At 29.3% G+C, this 21,251-nt stretch carries 17 protein-coding genes; 2 read left to right on the plus strand and 15 right to left on the minus strand.

From position 1 onward, the window contains the following. Positions 1-230: 230 nt before the first annotated feature. The 7 genes from ACRC28_RS11795 to ACRC28_RS11825 form a co-directional block, all read right to left on the minus strand. On the minus strand, positions 231-401 hold the full coding sequence (locus ACRC28_RS11795; RefSeq protein WP_438543640.1) for a hypothetical protein: 171 nt from the start codon (positions 399-401) through the stop codon (positions 231-233). A 330-nt stretch (positions 402-731) separates the two neighbouring features. After that, entirely contained in the window at positions 732-2,333 is a 1,602-nt protein-coding gene (locus ACRC28_RS11800) for a peptide chain release factor 3 (protein ID WP_438543641.1), read from the minus strand. A gap of 425 nt (positions 2,334-2,758) precedes the next feature. Beyond that, complete coding sequence (locus tag ACRC28_RS11805) at positions 2,759-3,712, minus strand: Abi family protein (protein ID WP_438543642.1); 954 nt, start codon at positions 3,710-3,712, stop codon at positions 2,759-2,761. Between the two features lie 589 nt (positions 3,713-4,301). Further along, positions 4,302-5,642: a glutamate decarboxylase gene (locus ACRC28_RS11810; protein WP_438543643.1), complete on the minus strand. Its 1,341-nt coding sequence runs from the start codon at positions 5,640-5,642 to the stop codon at positions 4,302-4,304. A gap of 37 nt (positions 5,643-5,679) precedes the next feature. Beyond that, on the minus strand, positions 5,680-7,113 hold the full coding sequence (gadC, locus tag ACRC28_RS11815; protein WP_438543644.1) for a glutamate:gamma-aminobutyrate antiporter: 1,434 nt from the start codon (positions 7,111-7,113) through the stop codon (positions 5,680-5,682). 515 nt (positions 7,114-7,628) lie between these two features. Next, complete coding sequence (gene gltX / locus ACRC28_RS11820) at positions 7,629-9,281, minus strand: glutamate--tRNA ligase (RefSeq protein ID WP_438543645.1); 1,653 nt, start codon at positions 9,279-9,281, stop codon at positions 7,629-7,631. A gap of 95 nt (positions 9,282-9,376) precedes the next feature. Then, positions 9,377-9,991, minus strand: a complete 615-nt coding sequence (locus ACRC28_RS11825; protein ID WP_438543646.1) for a copper homeostasis protein CutC — start codon at positions 9,989-9,991, stop codon at positions 9,377-9,379. A gap of 207 nt (positions 9,992-10,198) precedes the next feature. On the opposite strand from ACRC28_RS11825, the gene ACRC28_RS11830 reads away from it, so the two are divergent. Beyond that, a complete protein-coding gene (locus ACRC28_RS11830; protein WP_438543647.1) occupies positions 10,199-11,542 on the plus strand; it encodes an MATE family efflux transporter in 1,344 nt (447 codons plus the stop codon). A 97-nt stretch (positions 11,543-11,639) separates the two neighbouring features. On the opposite strand, the gene ACRC28_RS11835 is transcribed toward ACRC28_RS11830, so the two are convergent. The 4 genes from ACRC28_RS11835 to ACRC28_RS11850 all read right to left on the minus strand — a co-directional run bounded on the left by ACRC28_RS11835 (position 11,640) and on the right by ACRC28_RS11850 (position 15,290). Beyond that, positions 11,640-13,274: an AAA family ATPase gene (locus ACRC28_RS11835; protein ID WP_438543648.1), complete on the minus strand. Its 1,635-nt coding sequence runs from the start codon at positions 13,272-13,274 to the stop codon at positions 11,640-11,642. Between the two features lie 124 nt (positions 13,275-13,398). Next, complete coding sequence (locus ACRC28_RS11840; RefSeq protein WP_438543649.1) at positions 13,399-14,001, minus strand: AAA family ATPase; 603 nt, start codon at positions 13,999-14,001, stop codon at positions 13,399-13,401. Between the two features lie 343 nt (positions 14,002-14,344). After that, positions 14,345-14,779 carry a hypothetical protein gene (locus ACRC28_RS11845; protein ID WP_438543650.1) on the minus strand — a complete coding sequence of 145 codons (435 nt, stop codon included), beginning with the start codon at positions 14,777-14,779 and terminating at the stop codon, positions 14,345-14,347. A gap of 103 nt (positions 14,780-14,882) precedes the next feature. Beyond that, positions 14,883-15,290 carry a hypothetical protein gene (locus ACRC28_RS11850; RefSeq protein WP_438543651.1) on the minus strand — a complete coding sequence of 136 codons (408 nt, stop codon included), beginning with the start codon at positions 15,288-15,290 and terminating at the stop codon, positions 14,883-14,885. A gap of 340 nt (positions 15,291-15,630) precedes the next feature. On the opposite strand from ACRC28_RS11850, the gene ACRC28_RS11855 reads away from it, so the two are divergent. Beyond that, positions 15,631-16,041: a hypothetical protein gene (locus ACRC28_RS11855; protein ID WP_438543652.1), complete on the plus strand. Its 411-nt coding sequence runs from the start codon at positions 15,631-15,633 to the stop codon at positions 16,039-16,041. A 106-nt stretch (positions 16,042-16,147) separates the two neighbouring features. Here the strand turns inward: ACRC28_RS11855 and dltC are convergent, their stop codons facing one another. From dltC to dltD, 4 genes are all read right to left on the minus strand, one after another. Next, the gene (gene dltC, locus ACRC28_RS11860; RefSeq protein WP_438543653.1) at positions 16,148-16,381 is read right to left on the minus strand and encodes a D-alanine--poly(phosphoribitol) ligase subunit DltC; all 234 of its coding nucleotides are present in this window, start codon (positions 16,379-16,381) and stop codon (positions 16,148-16,150) included. 67 nt (positions 16,382-16,448) lie between these two features. After that, the gene (gene dltB / locus ACRC28_RS11865) at positions 16,449-17,678 is read right to left on the minus strand and encodes a D-alanyl-lipoteichoic acid biosynthesis protein DltB (RefSeq protein WP_438543654.1); all 1,230 of its coding nucleotides are present in this window, start codon (positions 17,676-17,678) and stop codon (positions 16,449-16,451) included. Then, positions 17,678-19,198, minus strand: coding sequence for a D-alanine--poly(phosphoribitol) ligase subunit DltA (gene dltA / locus ACRC28_RS11870; protein WP_438543655.1), 1,521 nt, complete (start codon positions 19,196-19,198; stop codon positions 17,678-17,680). The genes dltB and dltA overlap by 1 nt, the downstream gene beginning before the upstream one ends. 222 nt (positions 19,199-19,420) lie before the next feature. Then, positions 19,421-20,626 (minus strand): D-alanyl-lipoteichoic acid biosynthesis protein DltD, encoded by a 1,206-nt coding sequence (dltD, locus tag ACRC28_RS11875; RefSeq protein WP_438543656.1) that lies wholly within the window; start codon positions 20,624-20,626, stop codon positions 19,421-19,423. Between the last annotated feature and the right edge of the window lie 625 nt (positions 20,627-21,251).

Consider the following 21,251-nt stretch of genomic DNA (forward strand, 5'->3'; position numbering starts at 1 on the left):
CATTAACTCTTTTTTCAATCCATATTTTCACTTAATTTTCGAACTTCTTTTTTAGTTCTTTACTACTTACTTCCTATTTTTCATTTTTCTTTTTAATCTATCATTTTGCATTTTTCACCAATACCTTTAAATTCAGTTCTAGTTTCTTTAACTCTTGATTATTCTATCTATTTATACCAATATCAACTTACTCGTATCTTTCTCTATTTCTCTACACATTAAAACCTTGATTAAATAAATCTTTTTATCTTTTCGCATCCATCTAAATCTGCAAAGGTTCTAGCTATTTTAAAAAATTTATCATAACTTCTTGTACTAAAATTAAACTTCTTATAGTAGATTTTTATCAATTCAAACTCTTCATCGCCTAACACACAAGATCTTCTTAATAGATGCCCCACATAATTATTTTTCTCTCTTATCTGCTGTTTTATTATGCAACTTAATATTTACTTTATTACGCAAAAAGAGCACCAACACTAGCGTTAGTACTCCTTCTATCTCTATATTTAATCTTCTTTAAACTTATCTCTAAAGAATATACTTCATTTTAATTTTTTCATTTGTGATCTCTAAAAACAATTCTAATGTTTCCATGCTCTACATTTTTCAACTCACTAAGTTTAATATTCTTCATCTCATTCCTACCTATTATTTTAAATTATTTTATTATATACAAAAAAACTAGCCTAAAAAATTTTTAAGCTAGTTTCTGTTATTTGTTATTTATTCTATTCTGATTTTCCTACATCTGAAAGAACTATTCCATCATTATGCTCAAGTGCCCATGAGATTCCCCATGTGTTTTGGAATATTAAAAGGTTTCTGTCTTTGAAGTCTTTTACTTTCTTTGTGTCTGATGTAAGGTTTAGTTTATCTACATCTATATTGTTGTCATTTTCTATCCATCTTACGAATCTGTATGGAAGTCTTTCCATTTTTATGTCTACGTTGTATTCATTTTTTAGTCTGTATTCTAGTACTTCAAATTGAAGAACTCCTACAACTCCAACTATGATTTCTTCCATTCCTATGTGTAGTTCTTTGAATACTTGTATAGCTCCTTCTTGTGCTATTTGTGTTACACCTTTTACGAATTGCTTTCTTTTCATTGAGTCTACAGGTCTTACTCTTGCATAGTGCTCTGGTGCAAAGGCTGGTATTCCTTCAAATTTGAATTTGTTTGATGGAGTGCATAGTGTGTCTCCTATTGAGAATATTCCTGGATCAAATACCCCAATTATATCTCCTGCATATGCTTCTTCTACTATTTCTCTATCTTGTGCCATGAATTGTTGTGGCTGTGCAAGTTTTATTTTCTTGTTTCCTTGCATGTGGAAATATTCTTTTCCTTTTTCAAATTTTCCTGAAACTATTCTCATAAATGCTATTCTGTCTCTATGAGCTTTGTTCATGTTTGCTTGTATTTTGAATACAAATGCTGAGAATTCTTCGTTAAATGGATCTATATCTCCTATGCTTGAATTTCTCTTAAGTGGTGATGTTGTCATTTCTAAGAAATGCTCTAAGAATGGCTCTATACCAAAGTTTGTTAATGCTGATCCAAAGAATACTGGAGTTAGTTCTCCTCTTCTTACCTTTTCAACATCAAACTCATCTCCTGCTATGTCAAGAAGTTCAATATCTTCCATTAACTTATCGTGAAGTACTGGTCCTAAAATCTCTCTAAATTTTGGATCACTTGCTTCACCAGTCATCATTTCAACTTCATTTTGACCATGGTTTCCACCATTGAAAAGAATTACTCTATTGTTATCTCTTTCATAGATACCTTTAAAGTCTTTACCTGAACCAATTGGCCAGTTCATTGGATATGTTTTAATTCCAAGTTCATTTTCAATATCTTCCATAAGTCCAAATGGATCTTGTGCTTCTCTATCCATTTTGTTTACTAATGTAAAGATTGGCATTTCTCTTAAAGAACAAACATGGAATAACTTTCTTGTTTGATCCTCAACCCCTTTAGCTGCATCAACAACCATTACCGCTGAATCTGCTGCAATAAGAGTTCTATATGTATCCTCTGAGAAATCTTGGTGACCTGGAGTATCAAGGATGTTGATACAGTGTCCGCTATAATTAAACTGCATAACAGATGAAGTTACAGAGATACCTCTTTGCTTTTCAATTTCCATCCAGTCAGATACTGCATGAGTAGAAGCCTTTCTAGCTTTAACAGAACCTGCAAGTCTTATAGCTCCTCCATATAATAAAAACTTCTCAGTTAAAGTAGTCTTACCAGCATCAGGGTGAGATATAATAGCAAAAGTTCTTCTTTTTTCTATTTCATTTCTTAAATTAGACAAAATCATTTCCTCCTAAAAGTATATTTATATTAAATGTAACCTTACAATTTTACTATCCATCATTATAACACACTAGAAACTAATTTGAAAGAATTTAGAATTGAGAATTAATAATTGAGAGTTGAGGAAAAAACTCGCTTAAGCGAGTTTTAGAAATTTCTGCCCTACTTCGTTCCAGGACTCGTTCGAACCCACTAGCACACAGTCCAAGCATTCTACGAAAGCTTGGACTTGACCGGAGTTCACTCATTCTTCCACTTCGTTAAATTTACCAAAGGTAAATTTTGAGTCGCTAAGAAAAAGAGTAAAACTAATAGTTTTACTCTTCCCACAAATGGAATATTTGGATTAAGGCACCACCCTAGCCTTCCAATGGTATTTTACATTATATTATTTTATATTTTTTTTGTTACTTTATAAGTATATTCTATTTATAAATATTTTATTCTATCAAACAGTATTTCCCATTCCTTAGGTAATATATTTAATTTATAAATATCAAATTTCACTTTTTTAATTATTTTATTTAAATCTTCTTTCAGTAAATCACTATCTTTTTTATTAAGGATCTTTTTTAACGCATATATACGTGAAAATAAATCTGTATTATTAATTAAAATATCTCTTTCATCATCCATATCCACTAATACTATGGATGAAGTTTTTCCTACTAGTTTATTATGATGCGCACAAATATTTCTTAAATTTCTTATAGCATCAATCCAAGTTTCCACTGCTTTCACTGTCGATTTCTGATACCTATGTTTTGAATATCCATAAACTAATATTTCTTTTTTTAAATCCCCTCTTAAATATGCATATATATTGGTTATAGTCCCAAATTCATAATAAGAAAAAGCAGCCCAACAAGGAATTTCCCTTCTATTTTTTGTTCCACCATCCCTATATTCTTTCAACTCTGGAAATTTGCTTCTATCTTGTCTCAGATTTCTCTCTTGTTCAACTAATCTTTTAATAAATTTTTGTTTAAACCACTTTTTATTTGCTTCCCTTTTTAATTTATCTTTTTCTCCTTTTGTTGGTGTATAAAATTCTTCTTTCAAATAAAATGTTGAATCATTTACTTTCATTGAAATAGCATTCGATACATTGCACTTAAACTGTATTTCCGCTTTTTTACAATACTTAAATAAGATTCCTCTTAACTCTAAATCAAACTTATATAAGTCAAACAGCATCTCTTGATCTGGTTTACTTCCAATTTCATTACTAAAAGATAATAAATATTTGGCATATCTACTTACTCTAAAATATCCTGCATACTCTAAAAAATTTTTTATTTTTGTTTTTCTTTTGAATACGATATATCTCTTCATTAACTCTATTTGTTCATCAATATTAATAGCTTCATCCATTTTATACATATTTTACCTCTTTTCATATAAAAAAAAAGATGGTATACCATCCTTAATCCCGCAAATGGAATATTTGGATTCAGGCATTACCCTCGCCTTCCAACGGTTCCTCTATATTATATCATCTCTATTTACATGCTTCAAGTATTATAATCTCAAAATCTCATTGACTCTTACTTTTTCTTTTACACCTCCACTCAAGCTAACTCCCTGCTATAAAATTTATCTCCAGATAAAATGAGACTTGAGTTAGGTGAAGTGTTAACGCCATCTGACTCTTTAGTCGAATTTATACTAAAGTATACGTTCAACTGACTAAATTAAAATTTAGAGTCTCACTTATCTAGGAGCGTATGCCCGTTTCCCCCCACTTGCACTTATTTAAGTTTGAATAGCCAAATTGAAATTTGGATTCTCACTTATAGAAGGTGGGGTATTACGAGCACTAGCTATCAGACAAATTTTGAGCCCCAAAAAGGGAGTTGCTTGCAACTCCCTTCTTCACTTAAATTAATTTCCTGAGATAAAATTTATCGCCAAATAAATTTTAAGCCCTACAGAATCGCTTCCGATTCCTCCTAACTTTTCATTCTTAATTCTAATGAATAAACCCATGGCTCGCGCTACTGTCTTCCTCATCTCCACTTTCTAATATTTCTATAGCTTCTTTTATATCAAATATTAGCTGTTTTGCTCTATTGATTCCAAAGTCTGCTCTTATAACCATTCTTTGAATTCTGATGTTTTCTAAGTCTTCTGGTAATGGGTAAGTTGGTACTTGCCATCCTTTCATTGCTAGTCTGTCTGTTAAGTCGTCTAACGACCATTTCTCTTCTGCTTTTAATCTATAACAAACTATTGGTAAGTTTTCTCCATCATTATATATTTCAAAGATTCCCATTTTAGAGATTTCTTCGCTTATATACATTGCAACTTTTTTAGTGTTTTCATGGATTGCTTTCATTCCATCAAATCCATATCTAACAAATACATAATATTGCCCTATTATTTGGCTTGCACTTCTTGAGAAGTTTATTGCGATTGTTGGTAATTTTCCACCTAGGTAGCTTACTTCAAACACCATTTTTTCTGGTAGATATTTTTTATCTTTCCATAATACCCATCCTATACCTGGGTATACTAGTCCATATTTGTGACCTGAGGCACTTATTGAGATTACATTTTTTAATTTAAAGTCCCAGTTTAATTTATCATCTACAAATGGTGTGAATAATCCTCCTGATGCTCCATCTATATGAATATATATTGGGAATTTAGCAGTTTTATTGTATTCCTCTAGTCTTCTATCTAAATCTTCAATATCATCATATTTTCCTGTATAAGTTATTCCAAGGATTCCAACTATACCTATTGTATAATCATCAATAGCTTCAATTGCTTTTTTGTTGTCTAACTTTAACATTCCTTCTTCAAGTGGGATAACTTTTAAATCAACATCATGATATACTGAGAATTTTTCCCAACACACTTGGTATGCTGATGATATTATAAGGTTTGGTTTTTTCTTTTTAATATCAACTCCTGCCTCTTTAGCTTTTCTTTCCCATTCAAATTTCATTGCCATTCCTGCAAGCATACATGCTTCTGATGAACCTACTGTTGATGTTCCTATATAATCATCATCTTCTTTTGCATTCCAAAGCTTTGCTATTATATTTATACATCTGTTTTCTATTTCTGTTGTTTGTGGATATTCTGATTTATCAATAGCATTTTTTTCTAATGTTTCTGCCATTAATCTTATTGCATTTGTTTCCATGTTAGTTTGGCAGAAGGTTGCAAGATTCATTCTTGCATTCCCTTCATCCATTAGTTCATCTTTTATTAAATTGTATGCAAGCTCTGAATCTACTCCTGATTTCATTATCTCGTCTTTTGGTAGTTCCATGTCAAAAAATTTTAATTCATTAAATTTCATTTTAATCGCCGTCCTTTTTATTTTTAATTTATCTAATTTAATTTGTGCTTTTTTCTTCTAATGCTGCTCTTCTTTTTTTACTTTGTGCATATATTGCAAATGGTATAATTACACTTATTACAAAACACACAATCAGTATTGTTAGATACTCTGTTGAGCTTGATGCAGGTAGTGTGCTTGGTGGTATAAATGATATACATAATGCTAGTATTGACATAACTAAGCTTACTATTGCAACTATCATTTTGAATACTGTTCCACCTGGAATTTTGTATACTCTGTTTAATTCTTTTTTCTTTAATGTTAATACCATATATGCAACTGAGAATAAAAGGTATCCAACTAAATATATACAAACTGTTAGTGATATTGCTGTTAAGAAGGAAACGTTGTTTCCACCTCCACCAAATGTTAATATAGCAGCCCAAATTGTTACTACAATTCCTTGAGCTATTATTAAAGGAGTTGGTACACCTTTTTTATTAACTTTTTTGAATTTTTCTGGTAAAATTCCTTGTTTAGCTGCTTCATGGATTCCTTTGATTGGTCCTACAACCCATGCGCTAATTTCTGCCATTACACCAAATGCAATCATTACTGCTATTATTTTTACACACCAAATCATTCCTGGTGAGAAGTGTCCTATTAATGCTTGGAATGATTGAACAACTCCTGAATTTAGTGATAATGCTGATGCTGGTATAGTTGCTGCTATTATAAGCCCACCAATTGAGTTTAATACTATTGCAACTACAACTATTATAAGAATTGCTAATGGATAATTTCTTTTTGGATTTTCCATTTCATTAACATGTGTTGCTGATGCTTCAATTCCCATATAAGCTAATATAAATGATACAAATATAACTAATGTTGGTAACTTACTAAAGTCTGGTACAAAAGCTTTTGCACTTATTGTTACATATGTTGGATTTCCTCCTACTACATATGAAATTCCAAGTACTAATAATATAATTGCTGGTATTACTATACCTATTACGAACCCTGCCTTAGCTATTTTTTCTGTATTTTTTGTTCCACCTAGTTGTAAAAGTGTTAATACCCAAAAAATAACTAGCAGTCCTATAAATTCTACTAAAGGATCACCACTTAATGCTTTCCATCCTAATACATATGAAAGTGCACCTTCTATAAAATAAATCATTGTTACAAATCCAACAGTTATTTGAAACCATTGATAAAATATTGCTGCAAACCCGAATTTCTTTCCTAAAGTATTTCCTACCCAAGCAAATATTCCCCCTGTTTGCCATCCATCAACTGTAGCCATTTCAGCTGCCATTAATGCGTAAGGTAAAAACCAAAAGAATCCTGCAAGTACTAAATAAAATACCAAATGAAATCCTGATGTTGCAAATGTTGGATATTCATAAACAGTCATAACCATTGTTGCTGTTATTGAGAAGAATCCAAACAAGCTTAATTTTTTTACATCTTTATTATTCCCCATGCTTTTACTTTAATAATATTATTTATTATTAAAGCTCCACCTCCTTTTGTTTTAACGTGTTTTCTTTCTACAGTTTTATTCTAACCATATTTTGTTAAGTAACAATGTTCTTAATTTTAAGATTATTGAAAGTTTTCCTTCATTTAGATGATTGTCTTGAATTTTTTCTTGCATTTTTTCTCCCTTATTTTTCTTATTACTTCTTTAAATAAACTACTAATCTATCAATTAAATCTATCTTCTTCTAATAAATGTATAATTCCATTTTCATCCTATTTTTTGAACCTGATTTATTTTTAAAAATCAATAGTATCATTTGAATTTTTTTCTTTTTATATTAAGTTTCTATGTCCTTTTTGCATTAAAAAATTTTTCTGGTTCACTTTACCATTTCTCTTTTATTTAACTTCTTTATTTTTTTGCATTAACTCCTGCAAAATTCATTTTAAGAATTTTAAATACAAAAAAAACTCCTCATATATAATGAGAAGTTTTTAATAAGGCTCTTTAAATCTTTAATTAAATTTTTCTAGACGTTCTTTTATTCTTTTTTCACCTAATATATCTATTATTACATAAAGGTCTGGTGTATTTATTCTATGTGTTATTGCACTTCTTATTGCTCCTGCAAAATCTGAAACCATTCCTTTAAACCCATCTGGGTTTTTCTTAAATTCTTTCTTGTTAGCTGCAAAGCCATTACTTATTGAGAGATTTTTTAAATGCTCAAACCATTCTTCTGATGTACTAACATTAGAAGGATAATTTTCTATATATAATTTTACAATCTCTTTTACATTATCCATTGATAAGCTTTGTGGAATTTGGATATCTTCTTCTTTTTCTTTATAAAACTGGTCATCTATAAAGTAATATATTTTTTCTCTTACTTCATCCCACTTTGCAAAATCTTTTCTTTCTTTTTCTGAATCCTTATCTATACTCAATGCTTTTTTTATAATATCTTCATTCTCAATGACTAAGATATACATTTCTTTGTCGAACTCTTTAGCCCAGTTTACATATCTGCTATAAACTTCTGCTCCACTCATTCTACAGATAATATTTTTACTTATATCATTTAATTTTTTAATATCAAATAAAGCTCCTGATTTACTCATATGCTCTAAAGATACCTTAAACTCTTTATAAGATTCATCCTTGTGTTCTTCTCTCCATTCCTCAAAGGAAGAATTGATTATATTTAAAAGATATTCTATAACACAAACTTCAGGATATCCTTTTTCTCTATAATAACTTACTGCACTTTCAGGGTCCTTTCTTTTAGATAGCTTTCTTTTAGAACCATTATCCATCTTCATAACGGTTGGTACATGTGCATAATAAGGTGTTTCAAAATTTAAAACCTTAAATAATTGAAGATGAATTGGGAATGAAGGCAACCATTCTTCCCCTCTTATAACATGAGTTGTCCCCATTAAAGCATCATCTATAACATGAGCAAAATGATAAGTTGGAAGTCCATCTGATTTAATTATAACTATATCTTGAAGGCTTTCAGGTAAAAGTAATTCACCTTTAATTAAATCCCTTACCTTTGTTCTATTTCCTTCTTTTCCTGGTGATTTTAATCTTATAATATACTCTTCACCATTCTTTATTCTTTCAATGGCTTCTTCATCAGTAAGATTTCTGCACTTAGCATACTCTCCATAATAACCTGGTGTAATTTTTTCCTTTATCTGTTCTTCTCTAAGTTCATTAATTTCTTCAGATGAACAAAAACAAGGATAAGCAAGACCTTGTAAAATAAGTCTTTTAGCAAAAGCTTTATAAATATCGCCCCTAAGACTTTGTTTATATGGAGCATATATTCCACTTTGGGTATTTTCACCAAGCATCCCTTCATCAAAATCTATTCCAAAATTATTCATTGTATCTATTAAATCTTTAATAGCACCCTTAACTTCTCTCTTTTGGTCAGTATCTTCCACTCTAAGATATAAAACTCCACCACTTTGGTGAGCAAGACGTTCATTAATAAGTGCTGTATAAACTCCTCCAATATGTTGAAAGCCTGTCGGACTAGGTGCATACCTTACAATATACTGGTCATTATTTCTAACTCTCTTTGGATACTGTTTTTCATACTCATCTGCACTCTTAAGCAAATCATTAAAAATTAAATTAGCTAACTCTTCCTTCATACTTAACATCTCCCTTGAAATTTATTTCCTTATTTAAGTATAAAAGCCTTTATTTAACTAAAAATGTCTTAATGGGAAACATTTGATTAATAATTTTAAACAATTCTAGTCCCATGAATCTCCGTTGCACCTGTTTTTTGAATTATGTAATCTCTATTGTTTTTGTTTATTCCTTTTCCCGGCATTATAGAGATTCTGTCTCCTGCATAGTCAACTAACTTTTTTAAGCTATTCCAGTTGTATAGTGCATCTCCTCTTCCACCTTTAGTTAAGATTCTATCTACTCCTATAGCGTGAAGCTTGTCTATAGCATCCATCATTAATTCTAATGAATCCAATTCATCAAATGCCATATGGAATGTTACACTTAAATCACCTTTGTCTTTTAATAATTCTTTTATACAATGGTAATCAATATTTCCATCTCTAAGTGCTCCAACAACAATACCATATGCTCCTGCCTGCTTTGCCATTTCTATATCAATTTTCATTATTTCTATTTCTTCTTTTGAGAATATAAATTTCCCACCTCTTGGTCTTATTATAACCATAACTGGAATACCCACATCTTCAACTAACTTCTTTATAGTTCCATAACTAGGAGTTGTCCCATCTTCCATCAAATTATCACAAAGTTCAATTCTAGATGCTCCATTTTTATATCCTTCAATTCCTTCTTTATAACTTCCTACACAAACTTCATAAATCATAATTTTCCCTCACATTCATTAATCTAAAATCCTTTTCATACTCTTTTTATATCATCTTTTGTCTAAAATTAAAACATTTTTTGAAAAATTTATGAACTTCGTAATAATTTTTCAAAAACTATTTTTCGTTAATCCCTACTTAATACTTTTTTTGTATAGTATTATTTCAAATAATATTACTTTAAATTTTAAATATAAGGAGCTTAAATGAATAGAGATTATTTACTATCAACTGAAAAAACTTATAAATCAGTTTTATTACTTAGTACACCCTCTGCAATTTCGACATTATCTTCTATACTATATAGCTTAATAGATACAATGTTCATAGGAAAGTATACCTTTGTCACTGGAATTACAGCAGTATCAATTTACGTGCCAATCCAAATGCTGATATCAGCTATAACTTTATTATTTTCAACTGGAATAGGAACTAATATATCTATTTTTCTTGGAAAAAAGGACAAGGATTATGCTGAAAAAAGTATTGGAAGTTTAATTATTTTTATTTTATGTTTTTCTTCTGCACTTTTTATTATTGGCATGCTATTTTCTAAAGATATTGTCCAACTATTTGGTGCTAGTGGTTCTGTTATTAATGATGCTATTTTATATGCTAAGGCTATGTTCATTGGAATTTTATTTTACCCATTAACTATTGGTTTAAATAGTGTTTTAAGAGCTGAAGGTTCAGCTAAATATGCTATGAATGGTGCCTTAATTAGCATTCTTTCAAATATTCTTTTAGATTTTTTGCTAATAGTCATATTTCATCTAGGAATTTTAGGTGCTGGACTTGCAACAACTCTTTCCAAAGGAATAAGCTTATTGTACATATTATATATTTTTAAAACTAAAACATATCTTAAAATCAAAATAAAGAACCTTAACTTTGACTTTAACATAATAAAAAAATCACTTCCTCTTGGAGTTTCTTCTTTTTTAAGTCAAACTGTTGGTTCTTTAGCTATGGTTTTATTTAACCATGAGCTATTAGCACTTGGTGGTAACTCTGCAATTGCTATTTATGGAATAGTATCAAAAGTAACCTCAAGTATTCAAGAATTTATTATGGGATTTACTCGTGGTGCCCAACCTTTAATAGGCTATAACTTTGGCGCTAAAAATATAAAAAGAATAAAAGAAACCTTATTTTATACAATCCTTTATTCCATAGTTTTTGGTTCCCTTATAAGCCTTATAATTATAATTTTCTCTAAAGAAATTATGGGGCTTTTCTCAAATAATTCAGTCATAATTGATTATGGAAATAAAATACTTATATTAGTTATGCTTACAACACCATTTGTTTGTATATACTATTTATCAATGTCCTTTTTCAGAGGCATTAGAAGACCAAAAGAAGCAATCTTCTTATCTATATCTAGAAGACTTCTATTTTTCATTCCCTTTATATACCTATTCCCTTACTTATTTCACATGGGGATAACCGGTGCTTGGATTGTGCTACCTTTATCAAACATCCTAGCTTTTATAACTGGTGTAATATTCTTTTATTTAGGATTAAAAAAATTAAAAGTTTCTATATAAAACCTCACAGTTATTTTATAATAATTCATTAACCAAATTAAGTAAGAAGCCATAAAAATACCTCAGATAGAATAAACCGTCTATCTGAGGTATTAATTTAAATTTCCTCAATTAAGCATTTATGCTCTTTCTCTTTTGAGTCATAACTTATTGCAACTGCAAGAACCTTCTTACCCTCATTTTCATATTTGAATTTTTCTATATATTCCTTATTTTTTATTTGTTCTAACGCTATTTCTACATTTACGTCTTTTTTAAGTTCTACTATGAAAGCAGTATCATTTTTTCTTCTTGGATGAAACGTAAAGTCTGCATATCCTTTTCCTGTTTTTTCTTCTCTTTCAACCCTATAAGTGTCTCTTGCTGATAGATATGCTAATGTTAATACACACGACAAGCTATTCTCAAGTGAAAATCCAAATCTTAGATTTGGGTATTTGAACTTGTCCAGCGAACTTAGTGAGTCGGACTTCCTTTGATACTGGAGAATCGGAATCTCTGAATTATGAATATCATGAAGTATTTTTTCTACTGTTTTTGTATCTTTATTTATTGTTGCTTTTAGCATACTTTTAGACTTCTCTACTATTTTAGCTACATATCCAAATGACTCATCTTTTAATGCCTTTTCAAATTCTCTCATTAATTCCTTATTTGGGATTTTTAGATATCCATCATAATATGATAAAAAGCCTAAAACTATCATTGCTGAATAAATTTCTTCTTTAGTTTTTGGTGCTTCTTGACCTGCTCTAAATTCTTCATCTATCACTATATCAATTTCTTCACCAGTAACCATTTCTATAATGTCATCTCTAATTTCCAAAGTATTACACTTAAGTAATTCTCCCACCTCTTCCATAGCTCCTGTATTCGTCCAATAACTTTCACAATGATTATTTAAAAGTGCCTTTACTACTGATCGTGGATTATAAACTTTCACTCCCAATGCCGTTTGATATCCATTATACCAAGCTTCCAACTCTTCAAATTTCAATTTTTTATTTTTTTTACAAAGCTCTCTAACCTCAGTCTCCGTAAACCCAAAAAATTCTCCAAATTTTCTATCTCTTAGAAACGTAAACTCATCAAACATATTAAGAGCTGAACCACTTGAATATCTTTTTATAGGAAGAACTCCTGTCATATAACAAAGACTTACATATGGTTTATCTTTTAGCATATTTCTTAGAAACTCTAAAAAGTCATTTTGATTTTCTTTAAATAAGTTATTATTAAAAATATAATCCCATTCGTCAAATATAAATATAAACTTTTCATTTGTTGCTTCTAGCATTTGGCTTATATTATAAAATTCCTTCATCTCAACTTCTGGATACATTGTCTTTAAATCATCAACTATACCTGCTTTGATTAATTTAATATAATCCTCATATTTTTTTTCATATCCTAAATCATCTGGTATCATGTTAAAGCTTATACTTATTACATTATATTTATTTATATTTTCTGCATAGCTATCACAACTACTTATTTTAAGCTTATCAAAAATCTCTGATGTATCTGCTGCCTTAGAATAATATGCTCCAAGCATTTCTGCTACACTTGATTTTCCAAACCTTCTAGGTCTCGTCACACATATATATTTATCTGAAGTATCTATAACTTCATTTAGCTCCTCTATTATGGTTGATTTATCTACAAAGTATTTACTTCTATATAAATTCTTGTAATTCTCTAAAGGTCTTCTCGTATTTAAATATACCGCCAAAACTTTCCACCTCTCCTACCTTACTTCTTATCTATATTATACACATTTCCTCATTTCTTAATCAATTAGTTTTAAACTAAAAAGAACTGACACTTGATACAATGCCAGTTCTTTAATCTTCTCTTTAATTATTTACTAAAACCTTGCTAGTTTTAGCTAATTTTATTTCAACTTTATCAAGTCCTACTTCTTTTAAAATTCTTTCTGATCTATCTTTCGTTGAACCTGTTACCTTTGTGAACTTAACATTTTCAGCCTCTAAGAATGAAAGAATTGCTGTATCTATTGCTATAGCAAGGTCTTCATCTTGCCATCTTACTCCATCTTTTTCATATCCAAACTCTCTTGGTACAAAGAATATATGATCATATTTTTGTAAGTCTCTTAATGCTAAAACATAAAGATCCTTTAATATTTCAATTTCTTTTTTACTTCTCTTTTTATCTCCAAGCATAAATCTTCCATAAACATATGTTAAGAATGTTGCATAATCTGTTAATGCATAGTCGAAAAAATTTAAAGATTCCTCAATTTGGGCTTGTCCTAAATAAATTCCATACTGCTCAGAAATATTTTCTATCATTCCCTTATCTCTTAAATAATCAGTACTATACTCTGTTACTGCTCCAACATTTAAATCTCTTATTTTTAAATCTACATATAATTGTTGTATTAAAGTTGTTTTTCCACATCTTGGTCCACCTAATATAGCTATTCTAACTGGCATAGTTTTTTCTCTCCTCCACATCTCTAAAGACGTCTTCCTCATAAGCATTACCTAACAGTAATTAAGTTTAATTTAAAAATTAAACTCCCCCCGTCTTTAATGTTCAGCCTATAAAAACTTTTCTGAACACTTTTTAATTATATCAACTAATCATTCGCCTGTCCACATTAGAGGAGTTAAGAATTAAAAGTTAAGAGTTAAGGAAAAAACTCGCTTAGGCGAGTTTTAGAAACAAAGTATTTATCTTGCGATAAAATTTACCGTCAGGTAAATTTTGAGCCCCCCAAGACTTGCTTGCAAGTCCTTCCAATTCTAAATTTTTCATTCTTAATTCTATCTTAGTCTACTCTAAAATTTTACTAACTTTCTCTAAAGTCGTATTACATTCTTTTGCTATTTCATCAATACTTTTTCCATTTCTCGAAAGTTTAAATATTTTTTTAGCTAGCTCTATACCTTTATCTACACCTCTTATTTCACCACGTTTTTCAACCTCTGAATCATATAAAGTTTTAGTCATATTTCCCACTTCCTTTTCTATTTCATCATTTTTAAAATATACTCTATTTAAGTATTCTATTAAATTTTGTATTCCTAGTAGCATTCTATGAAAATCTTCACCATAGATTTCTTCATTTTTTAATAATCTACTTGAGCTTTCTGCTAAATCTTTTGCCAATTTTTTTGCATCTTCAGCTACTTTTCCTATACTTTCTTTATCATTTTTACTTTCTAACTTTTTCAAAGTTTTTCTAATGTTAAATAATTGTAGTGGCAAAAGTGGATATAGCTTTTTCTCTAATATCTCTTCTTTTGAATATTCCCAATATTTAATTATGTCAATCTCATATAAATAATCACTTCCATTTGGAAATATTATTTTAAGCTTTAATATATTCTTCTATGCTTTTATTTTCTTCAAAAAATATTACTTTTTGCCTTGGAAAATATATTTCCTTTACTGAATCACCATTTAAGCTTTCTTCCTTAGCCTTCTTAAAGCCATATTCAAAGGTTCTTATCACCATAGTTGAATCATTTTTAGTTTGAAACTCTATGTGATAATTTATATTTTTCCCATCTCTATGTAATGCCTTATAAAACATATCACCTCTTAATATTTCTAAAGAATCTTCAATAAATTCATTTCCACTAACGCTTATGTTGACTTCATCTTCCTCAAAATTCTCATTAAATAATCCATTTAATAACTTAACAAGAACTTTATTCGAAGTGCTAAACAAAAACTTTAGAACTTCATCTAACTTAACACTTTCTTTTTTATCCATCACTCTATTCCTCTACTTTATCTTTTGCTTTAATTATTTACTTTAATTTATATTTTTATTCCTAGTTCATTTCAATTTTTCAAATTTAAAAGTGTTATTTTAATTATATTAAAATATCCATTAACTCGCAATCCATAGTTCTTACTCTATTTAAAGTTTAAATCCCACCTAACTCTTACCTCTAACCTATTAACTCTTAACTTAAAATTCTCCTGCGATAAAATTTACCGCCAGGTAAATTTTGAGCCCCCCCAATTCTTCATTTTTAATTTTTTATTCCCAATTCCCCACGTATATTTTTTCACTTATTGTACAAACTAATCCTGAGGAGTTGATATTTATGAATAATGATAAAAAATGTTGTAGTACGTCTCCACAAATTACTACTAAGGTATCTGAACACGGAAATTCAGAACAACTTAGCAATCTTATGCAAAAAGAAAGTACCCCAGATAACTTATCTAATTGTAAATGCACAAAAGACTGTGCAGAAAATTGTAGCTCAGATGAGGACTATACCTTAGCTTATTTAGAAAATTCTACACCAGTAGAATCTTTTGATAAAATCAGTCCTGATTCTTATTTACCTAATGAAGGAAAGACTGACTATTGCCCAACTAACGGACAATTAACCAGTGTATCCGAAACTGGTGGAAGAACAAAAGCTACAGACCCTACGATAGATGATATTGCCGTAAACAATATCGCTACATCAGAATTTAATACTACAGAAGACATAAAAACTAAATAACCACTCTTCCACAAAAACCTAGCAAGCAAAGCTTACTAGGTTTTTTTCAATTAAAAAGAAACTTGCCGTTCGGCAAGTTTCCTCCATAATTCTTAATTCTTAACTCTTAATTCTTCTTCGCTTCTAAGAATGCAGTTAACTGATTTACAGTCGCCATATCTTTTCTTTCTAAATCAGTTGGTTGTAATTTCATTCCAAGCTTCTCTTCGATTTGTAATAATACTTCGATTATTGCAAGTGAATCTAAAAGCTCTGCTTCAAAAAGATCTAAATCTAAATCCTCTCTTATTTCATCATTTCCTGTTACTTCTTCAAAAATTTCTATAACCGTTTCTTGCATGATAAATTCCTCCTTTGTTTTAAACATTTCTAGTTTACTTTTCTATTTTACTACACTTCTTTCTTTTTTAGAAATGATGTGTATGGAAATATCCTGAGAATATTAATAAGAAAAAGGCTATTATTTGGAAGTTCACTATAATTGCAACAACCTTATACCAGTTTTTCTTTTTATTCTTTTTATAGAATTTTGATTTTCTTTGATATATATCTGTTAATACTAATACTAATCCTTGTAAGAATCCATAAAGTATATAATACCATGTTATTCCATGCCAACATCCTATTACAAACATAGACATCCATTGTGCTATATGTGATGCTGTGTATCTACTCTTGAATCTCTTCTTTCTCATTGATGAGATAACAAATCTTGAGTAAAGGTAATCCCCAAGCCATCTTGAAAGTGTAATATTCCATCTAGTCCAAAACTCTTTCATATCTTTACTGATAAATGGCTTGTTAAAGTTATCTGGAGTTTTTATTCCAAAAAGATAACTTGTTCCTACTGCCATTAAACAGTATCCTGCAAAGTCAAAGAATAAGTATAATGTGTATGCATATGCATATCCCCATGCATGCATGAAGGTAATATTTCCTGGGATTTTATCTAAGAAATATGTGTGCACTACATATGCTAATACAAATTTATAAACAACTCCAAGTATGATTTTCTTAAATCCTACTAAGGCATATTCATTTAAGTATTCTTTTCTTTCAATCTTTTTGCTTAAATCTTCATCAAATCTTCTTGACCTATCTATTGGTCCTGAGCTAAGTGCTGGGAAGAATGTAATGTAGTATAAAAGATCTGCAAATTTTAGTTCTGTTATAAGTCCATCATAAGTTTCTATTATGATTTGCATTACCCTAAAGTTTAAGTATGATAATCCCATAAATGTTAAAACACCTATTGCTACCATATCATGGTGTGCAAGTCTATGCCCATGTATTCTTAAATGACCTATTGGTAACTTTATTGATATTGTTTGTGTAAGCTCGAATACTATAATTGGTAACATTGATAAGAATAAAAAGATTCTGTATTTTACTTTGCTTTCTGACTTTTTTCTTATCCACATATAAATATATACTAATCCAACTTCCCATATCATAAAGATTATAAAGAATGCTAAGTGAAGCCCTGTTCCAAGTATCACTACTATCATAAATGCTGTTGCAAGCATTCCATAAGTCTTTATATTTTTTCCCATAACTCCTAAAAGAAATGCTGGAATTGTAACTAAAACTAAAAGATACATATAAAAATATGTTCCATATTGTGTAAGTGGTAACATTACATTTCCTCCATTAATCTTTTTCTGTCAATTTTTCCATTGATGTTTGTTGGGAATTCTTCTATTATTTTTATGTTTCTTGGAACCATATATCCTGGAATATATTCACCAAGCTCTTTTTTAATAGCCATTCCATTTTTAAGATTGCTTAAATCATTTTTTTCTTTAAGCTGTATTACACCTTGTAAGTATGCTATTTTTTCATCCTTATATACTGGAAGTACTACTGCATTTTTTACATTTGTAACTTTTCTTAAGTTGTTTTCAATGTCTTCTATTTCAATTCTAAAACCGTTTAATTTTATTTGAAAATCACGTCTACCACAGTAATATAACATTCCATTTTCATAGTATGCCATATCCCCTGTTCTATAAGCTCTGTATTCTTTTCCTTCAAATTCATCATAATAGAATGCTTCATTTGTTTTTTCTTCATTTTTGAAATAACCTTTTGAAACTGATTTTCCAATTATGATTATTTCACCTTTTTCTCCATCTTTAACAGTGTTTCCATTTTCATCTACAATTTTAACACCTGATGTTTTCATTGGAATTCCTACAGGAAGACTTTTTTCATCTTCTAACATTTCTTTAGTTACATCATTTGATGCAACTGCAACTGTTGCTTCTGTTGGTCCATATCCATTTATAACTCTTGTCTTTTGGAATCTTTCCATAAGCTCATTTGCTAATTTTTTAGGTAATACTTCACCTATGAATATCATTGACTCAAGCTTTGGCATTAATTCTGCATTGAAGCTATCATCTGTTACACATACTCCTGCAAATGATGGTGTTGATACCCATATTCCCATATCTGATTCTTTAAATTGCTTAAACATTTCTGCATAGTCTGCTAAAGTTTTCTTTGATAATGAGAAAAGTGTAGCTCCATGTGTAAGTCCTGGATATATTGTTGTTACAGAAAGGTCAAATGAATAAGCTGCTTGGTTCATTATAACTTTTTCACTTCCATCGATGTTAAGCTCTGGACTTATCCATTCTACAAAGTTATCTAAGTTGTTACTGCTTATTTGAACTCCCTTTGGCTTTCCTGTACTTCCTGATGTAAAAAGAATATAAGCATTTTCGTCTTCTTTAACCCAAGAATCCTCGCTTATTTCTCCATCATATTTCTTTATTATTTCTTTTAATTCATCTTCATTTATAACTTTTATATCTGAACCAAATTCTTCTTTACCGTTTTCACTAAAGTTAAAAAGTATTTTTGGCATAACTTCTTCTTTAACAGTTATAACTCTATCTATTGGAAAGCTTACATCTAAAGGTACATATGCTCTTCCTGATTTTAAGGAACCTATCATACATGCCATTATTAGATTGTCTTTATTTCCATATATCATAGCTGGCGTATCTAAAGCACCATACTCTTCTTTTAAGAAAAGTGCTATTGCTTCTGAATATTTATCTAAATCCTTATAAGAAAGGGATTCTCCATCACATTTTAATGCAATTCTATCAGTTTCAGAATATTTTTTTATTCCTTTTAATATTTGCATACTAAAAAACTCCTCCTTCGTTAACCTTTGATTTTTAATCTTTTGCTAAGTAATAATTAAGAATTAAGCCTTAGTTATAAACTAATTCTCAATTCTTAACTCTACATTCTTAATTCCTAGAATTCACTATATATAAATGGTAACTGCTTATATGGTGTAAATGTTAATATAAGTATTCCCAGTATTATAGCTATAGTAAATAAGATACTCATCATTAATAGCTTATTGCTGATTATAGATTTTATAAACTTTTTCACTCACATCAGTCCACCCTTCTGTTCCTAAGTGTGCTACGTCTCTTAAGAAATATTTTTTATTATCGTAATCTCTGTAATCTAGTACTGTAAATCCATCAGCTTTTGCAAGTTTCTTAACTTCATCAAATAACTGATATCTTTCTTTCTTTGGTATTCCTATATAATCATAGAACCAATTCATTCCTGGCATTAGTACGATTATTGGTTTAACTCCTGTTTCCTTACATACCTGAAGGAATAACTTATATTGATTTAATTCATCTGACTTTATTAAATCTGTAGTTTTGAATGCACCATTATACCATGCTAAATTTTTTCTAAATTCAGGTGTATACTCTTTGTCTAACATTCCATATGGATTATCAGAACTTAATCTTTTACCATCTTCATATGCAAGTTTTTGTTGCTCTTTCCAGTTCCATGGAGTCATTGGTTTTGTCGGTGCTTCATATGGAGATAATCCTTTTAATCTCTTATATAAAAGTCCTTTTCCTGTTAAATTAAGCATAAACTCATGTACTTTAAAGTATGGATAAAATAAAACTTCTTCAATCTTTGATGAAAGACTTTCATTATATCCATAGATTTTTGCATATAAAACCTCTGGTTGATATTCCTTAGATCCCTTTAAGTAAGAATAAACTTGCTTAGCAAATTTCACCTTTGTTTCATGCGTTATATCAGGATTGTTTAAGAACTGATAAAACTGTACTGGTGAAAACCTTGTACTGAAATCGTAGTTCGTTATTCCTCTGTGTGTTAAGAACCATTGGAATGAGAAGGTAAATACTACCTTTTTATCTTTTATATTTGGGTTTAAACTTCCTATAATTGTTGCTGCTTGTAAATCCTGATTAAATTCTTTTCCTACAATAAATGCATTGTTTTTGCTATGTCCTGTATTAAAGAAATAGCTTGGGTGTTGAAGGGTTACATGTTCAAGTTCTGAAGAACCTAAAAACATTATATCTCCTTGGTTTAAGAAGTAATCATTAGCTACTACTCCCTTAGACTTTAAATCGCTACCAAATTTATTTCTTATTGGCATTAAGTCTTTTTGTTTCATTAGTATTGGTATTTGATGATCTAAATACATATTTAGTCCATTTGCAAAAACAATACCAATTAATATAGGTACTATAAAATATAATAACTTTAAAAACTTTTTCATCCTATCTTCCCTTCTAAAAATCTCAAATTCTAATTAAGAATATTACTTTTATCCCCTTTAATCAACTAGCTTTTCCTCATAAAATTTTAATCCTTTTTAATAAACTGTTAACGGAATTAGCTTTTTTATTATTTTGTGCTTTTTTCTCCTTTTAAATCCCCTTTTTTTTAAGTTTTTTGTTAATTTTCTCTTTTTTTCCACTTCGTATTGTTAAATAATTATTTACTTTTATTTTCCGACTTTTCTTACAATAACCTTAAGAAAATGAAAAAGAGCACTTCTCAAAAGATATCCTCTCTCAAAAACCACTCTATCCATATAATTTATACACATTTATTTGATTAATTTAGTTAAAACCTTTACTACTGAAATTTTAACATTTCATTTTTTATGTGTCCAATTTTTTTAATACCATAATGTACCAATGATATCATTTTTTTTGTCCATCATATTTTACTCTATTTATTTATTCAGTATTTTTTATCTTATACTACTTCTTTAATGTAAAACAGTATTTATTTTTATGAATTTATAAATAAATACTGTTTTTAGTGTATATCTTTACATTTTCATAAGATATATTTTTCCAATTTAATAATATATTTCTATATAGATTTTTCCTATT

Origin of the sequence: Clostridium sp., assembly GCF_051650885.1 — a bacterium.
GTDB lineage: Bacteria > Bacillota > Clostridia > Clostridiales > Clostridiaceae > Clostridium.

What these genes read in the sequence shown, in the direction of transcription:
- ACRC28_RS11855 (WP_438543652.1), top strand. Translation starts at nt 15,631, where the DNA reads ATGAATAATGATAAAAAATGTTGTAGTACGTCTCCACAAATTACTACT.
- ACRC28_RS11840 (WP_438543649.1), bottom strand. Translation starts at nt 14,001, where the DNA reads ATGCCAGTTAGAATAGCTATATTAGGTGGACCAAGATGTGGAAAAACA.
- gadC (WP_438543644.1), bottom strand. Translation starts at nt 7,113, where the DNA reads ATGGGGAATAATAAAGATGTAAAAAAATTAAGCTTGTTTGGATTCTTC.
- dltA (WP_438543655.1), bottom strand. Translation starts at nt 19,198, where the DNA reads ATGCAAATATTAAAAGGAATAAAAAAATATTCTGAAACTGATAGAATT.
- ACRC28_RS11810 (WP_438543643.1), bottom strand. Translation starts at nt 5,642, where the DNA reads ATGAAATTTAATGAATTAAAATTTTTTGACATGGAACTACCAAAAGAC.
- ACRC28_RS11850 (WP_438543651.1), bottom strand. Translation starts at nt 15,290, where the DNA reads ATGGATAAAAAAGAAAGTGTTAAGTTAGATGAAGTTCTAAAGTTTTTG.
- gltX (WP_438543645.1), bottom strand. Translation starts at nt 9,281, where the DNA reads ATGAAGGAAGAGTTAGCTAATTTAATTTTTAATGATTTGCTTAAGAGT.
- ACRC28_RS11800 (WP_438543641.1), bottom strand. Translation starts at nt 2,333, where the DNA reads ATGATTTTGTCTAATTTAAGAAATGAAATAGAAAAAAGAAGAACTTTT.
- dltD (WP_438543656.1), bottom strand. Translation starts at nt 20,626, where the DNA reads ATGAAAAAGTTTTTAAAGTTATTATATTTTATAGTACCTATATTAATT.
- dltB (WP_438543654.1), bottom strand. Translation starts at nt 17,678, where the DNA reads ATGTTACCACTTACACAATATGGAACATATTTTTATATGTATCTTTTA.
- ACRC28_RS11830 (WP_438543647.1), top strand. Translation starts at nt 10,199, where the DNA reads ATGAATAGAGATTATTTACTATCAACTGAAAAAACTTATAAATCAGTT.
- dltC (WP_438543653.1), bottom strand. Translation starts at nt 16,381, where the DNA reads ATGCAAGAAACGGTTATAGAAATTTTTGAAGAAGTAACAGGAAATGAT.
- ACRC28_RS11805 (WP_438543642.1), bottom strand. Translation starts at nt 3,712, where the DNA reads ATGTATAAAATGGATGAAGCTATTAATATTGATGAACAAATAGAGTTA.
- ACRC28_RS11825 (WP_438543646.1), bottom strand. Translation starts at nt 9,991, where the DNA reads ATGATTTATGAAGTTTGTGTAGGAAGTTATAAAGAAGGAATTGAAGGA.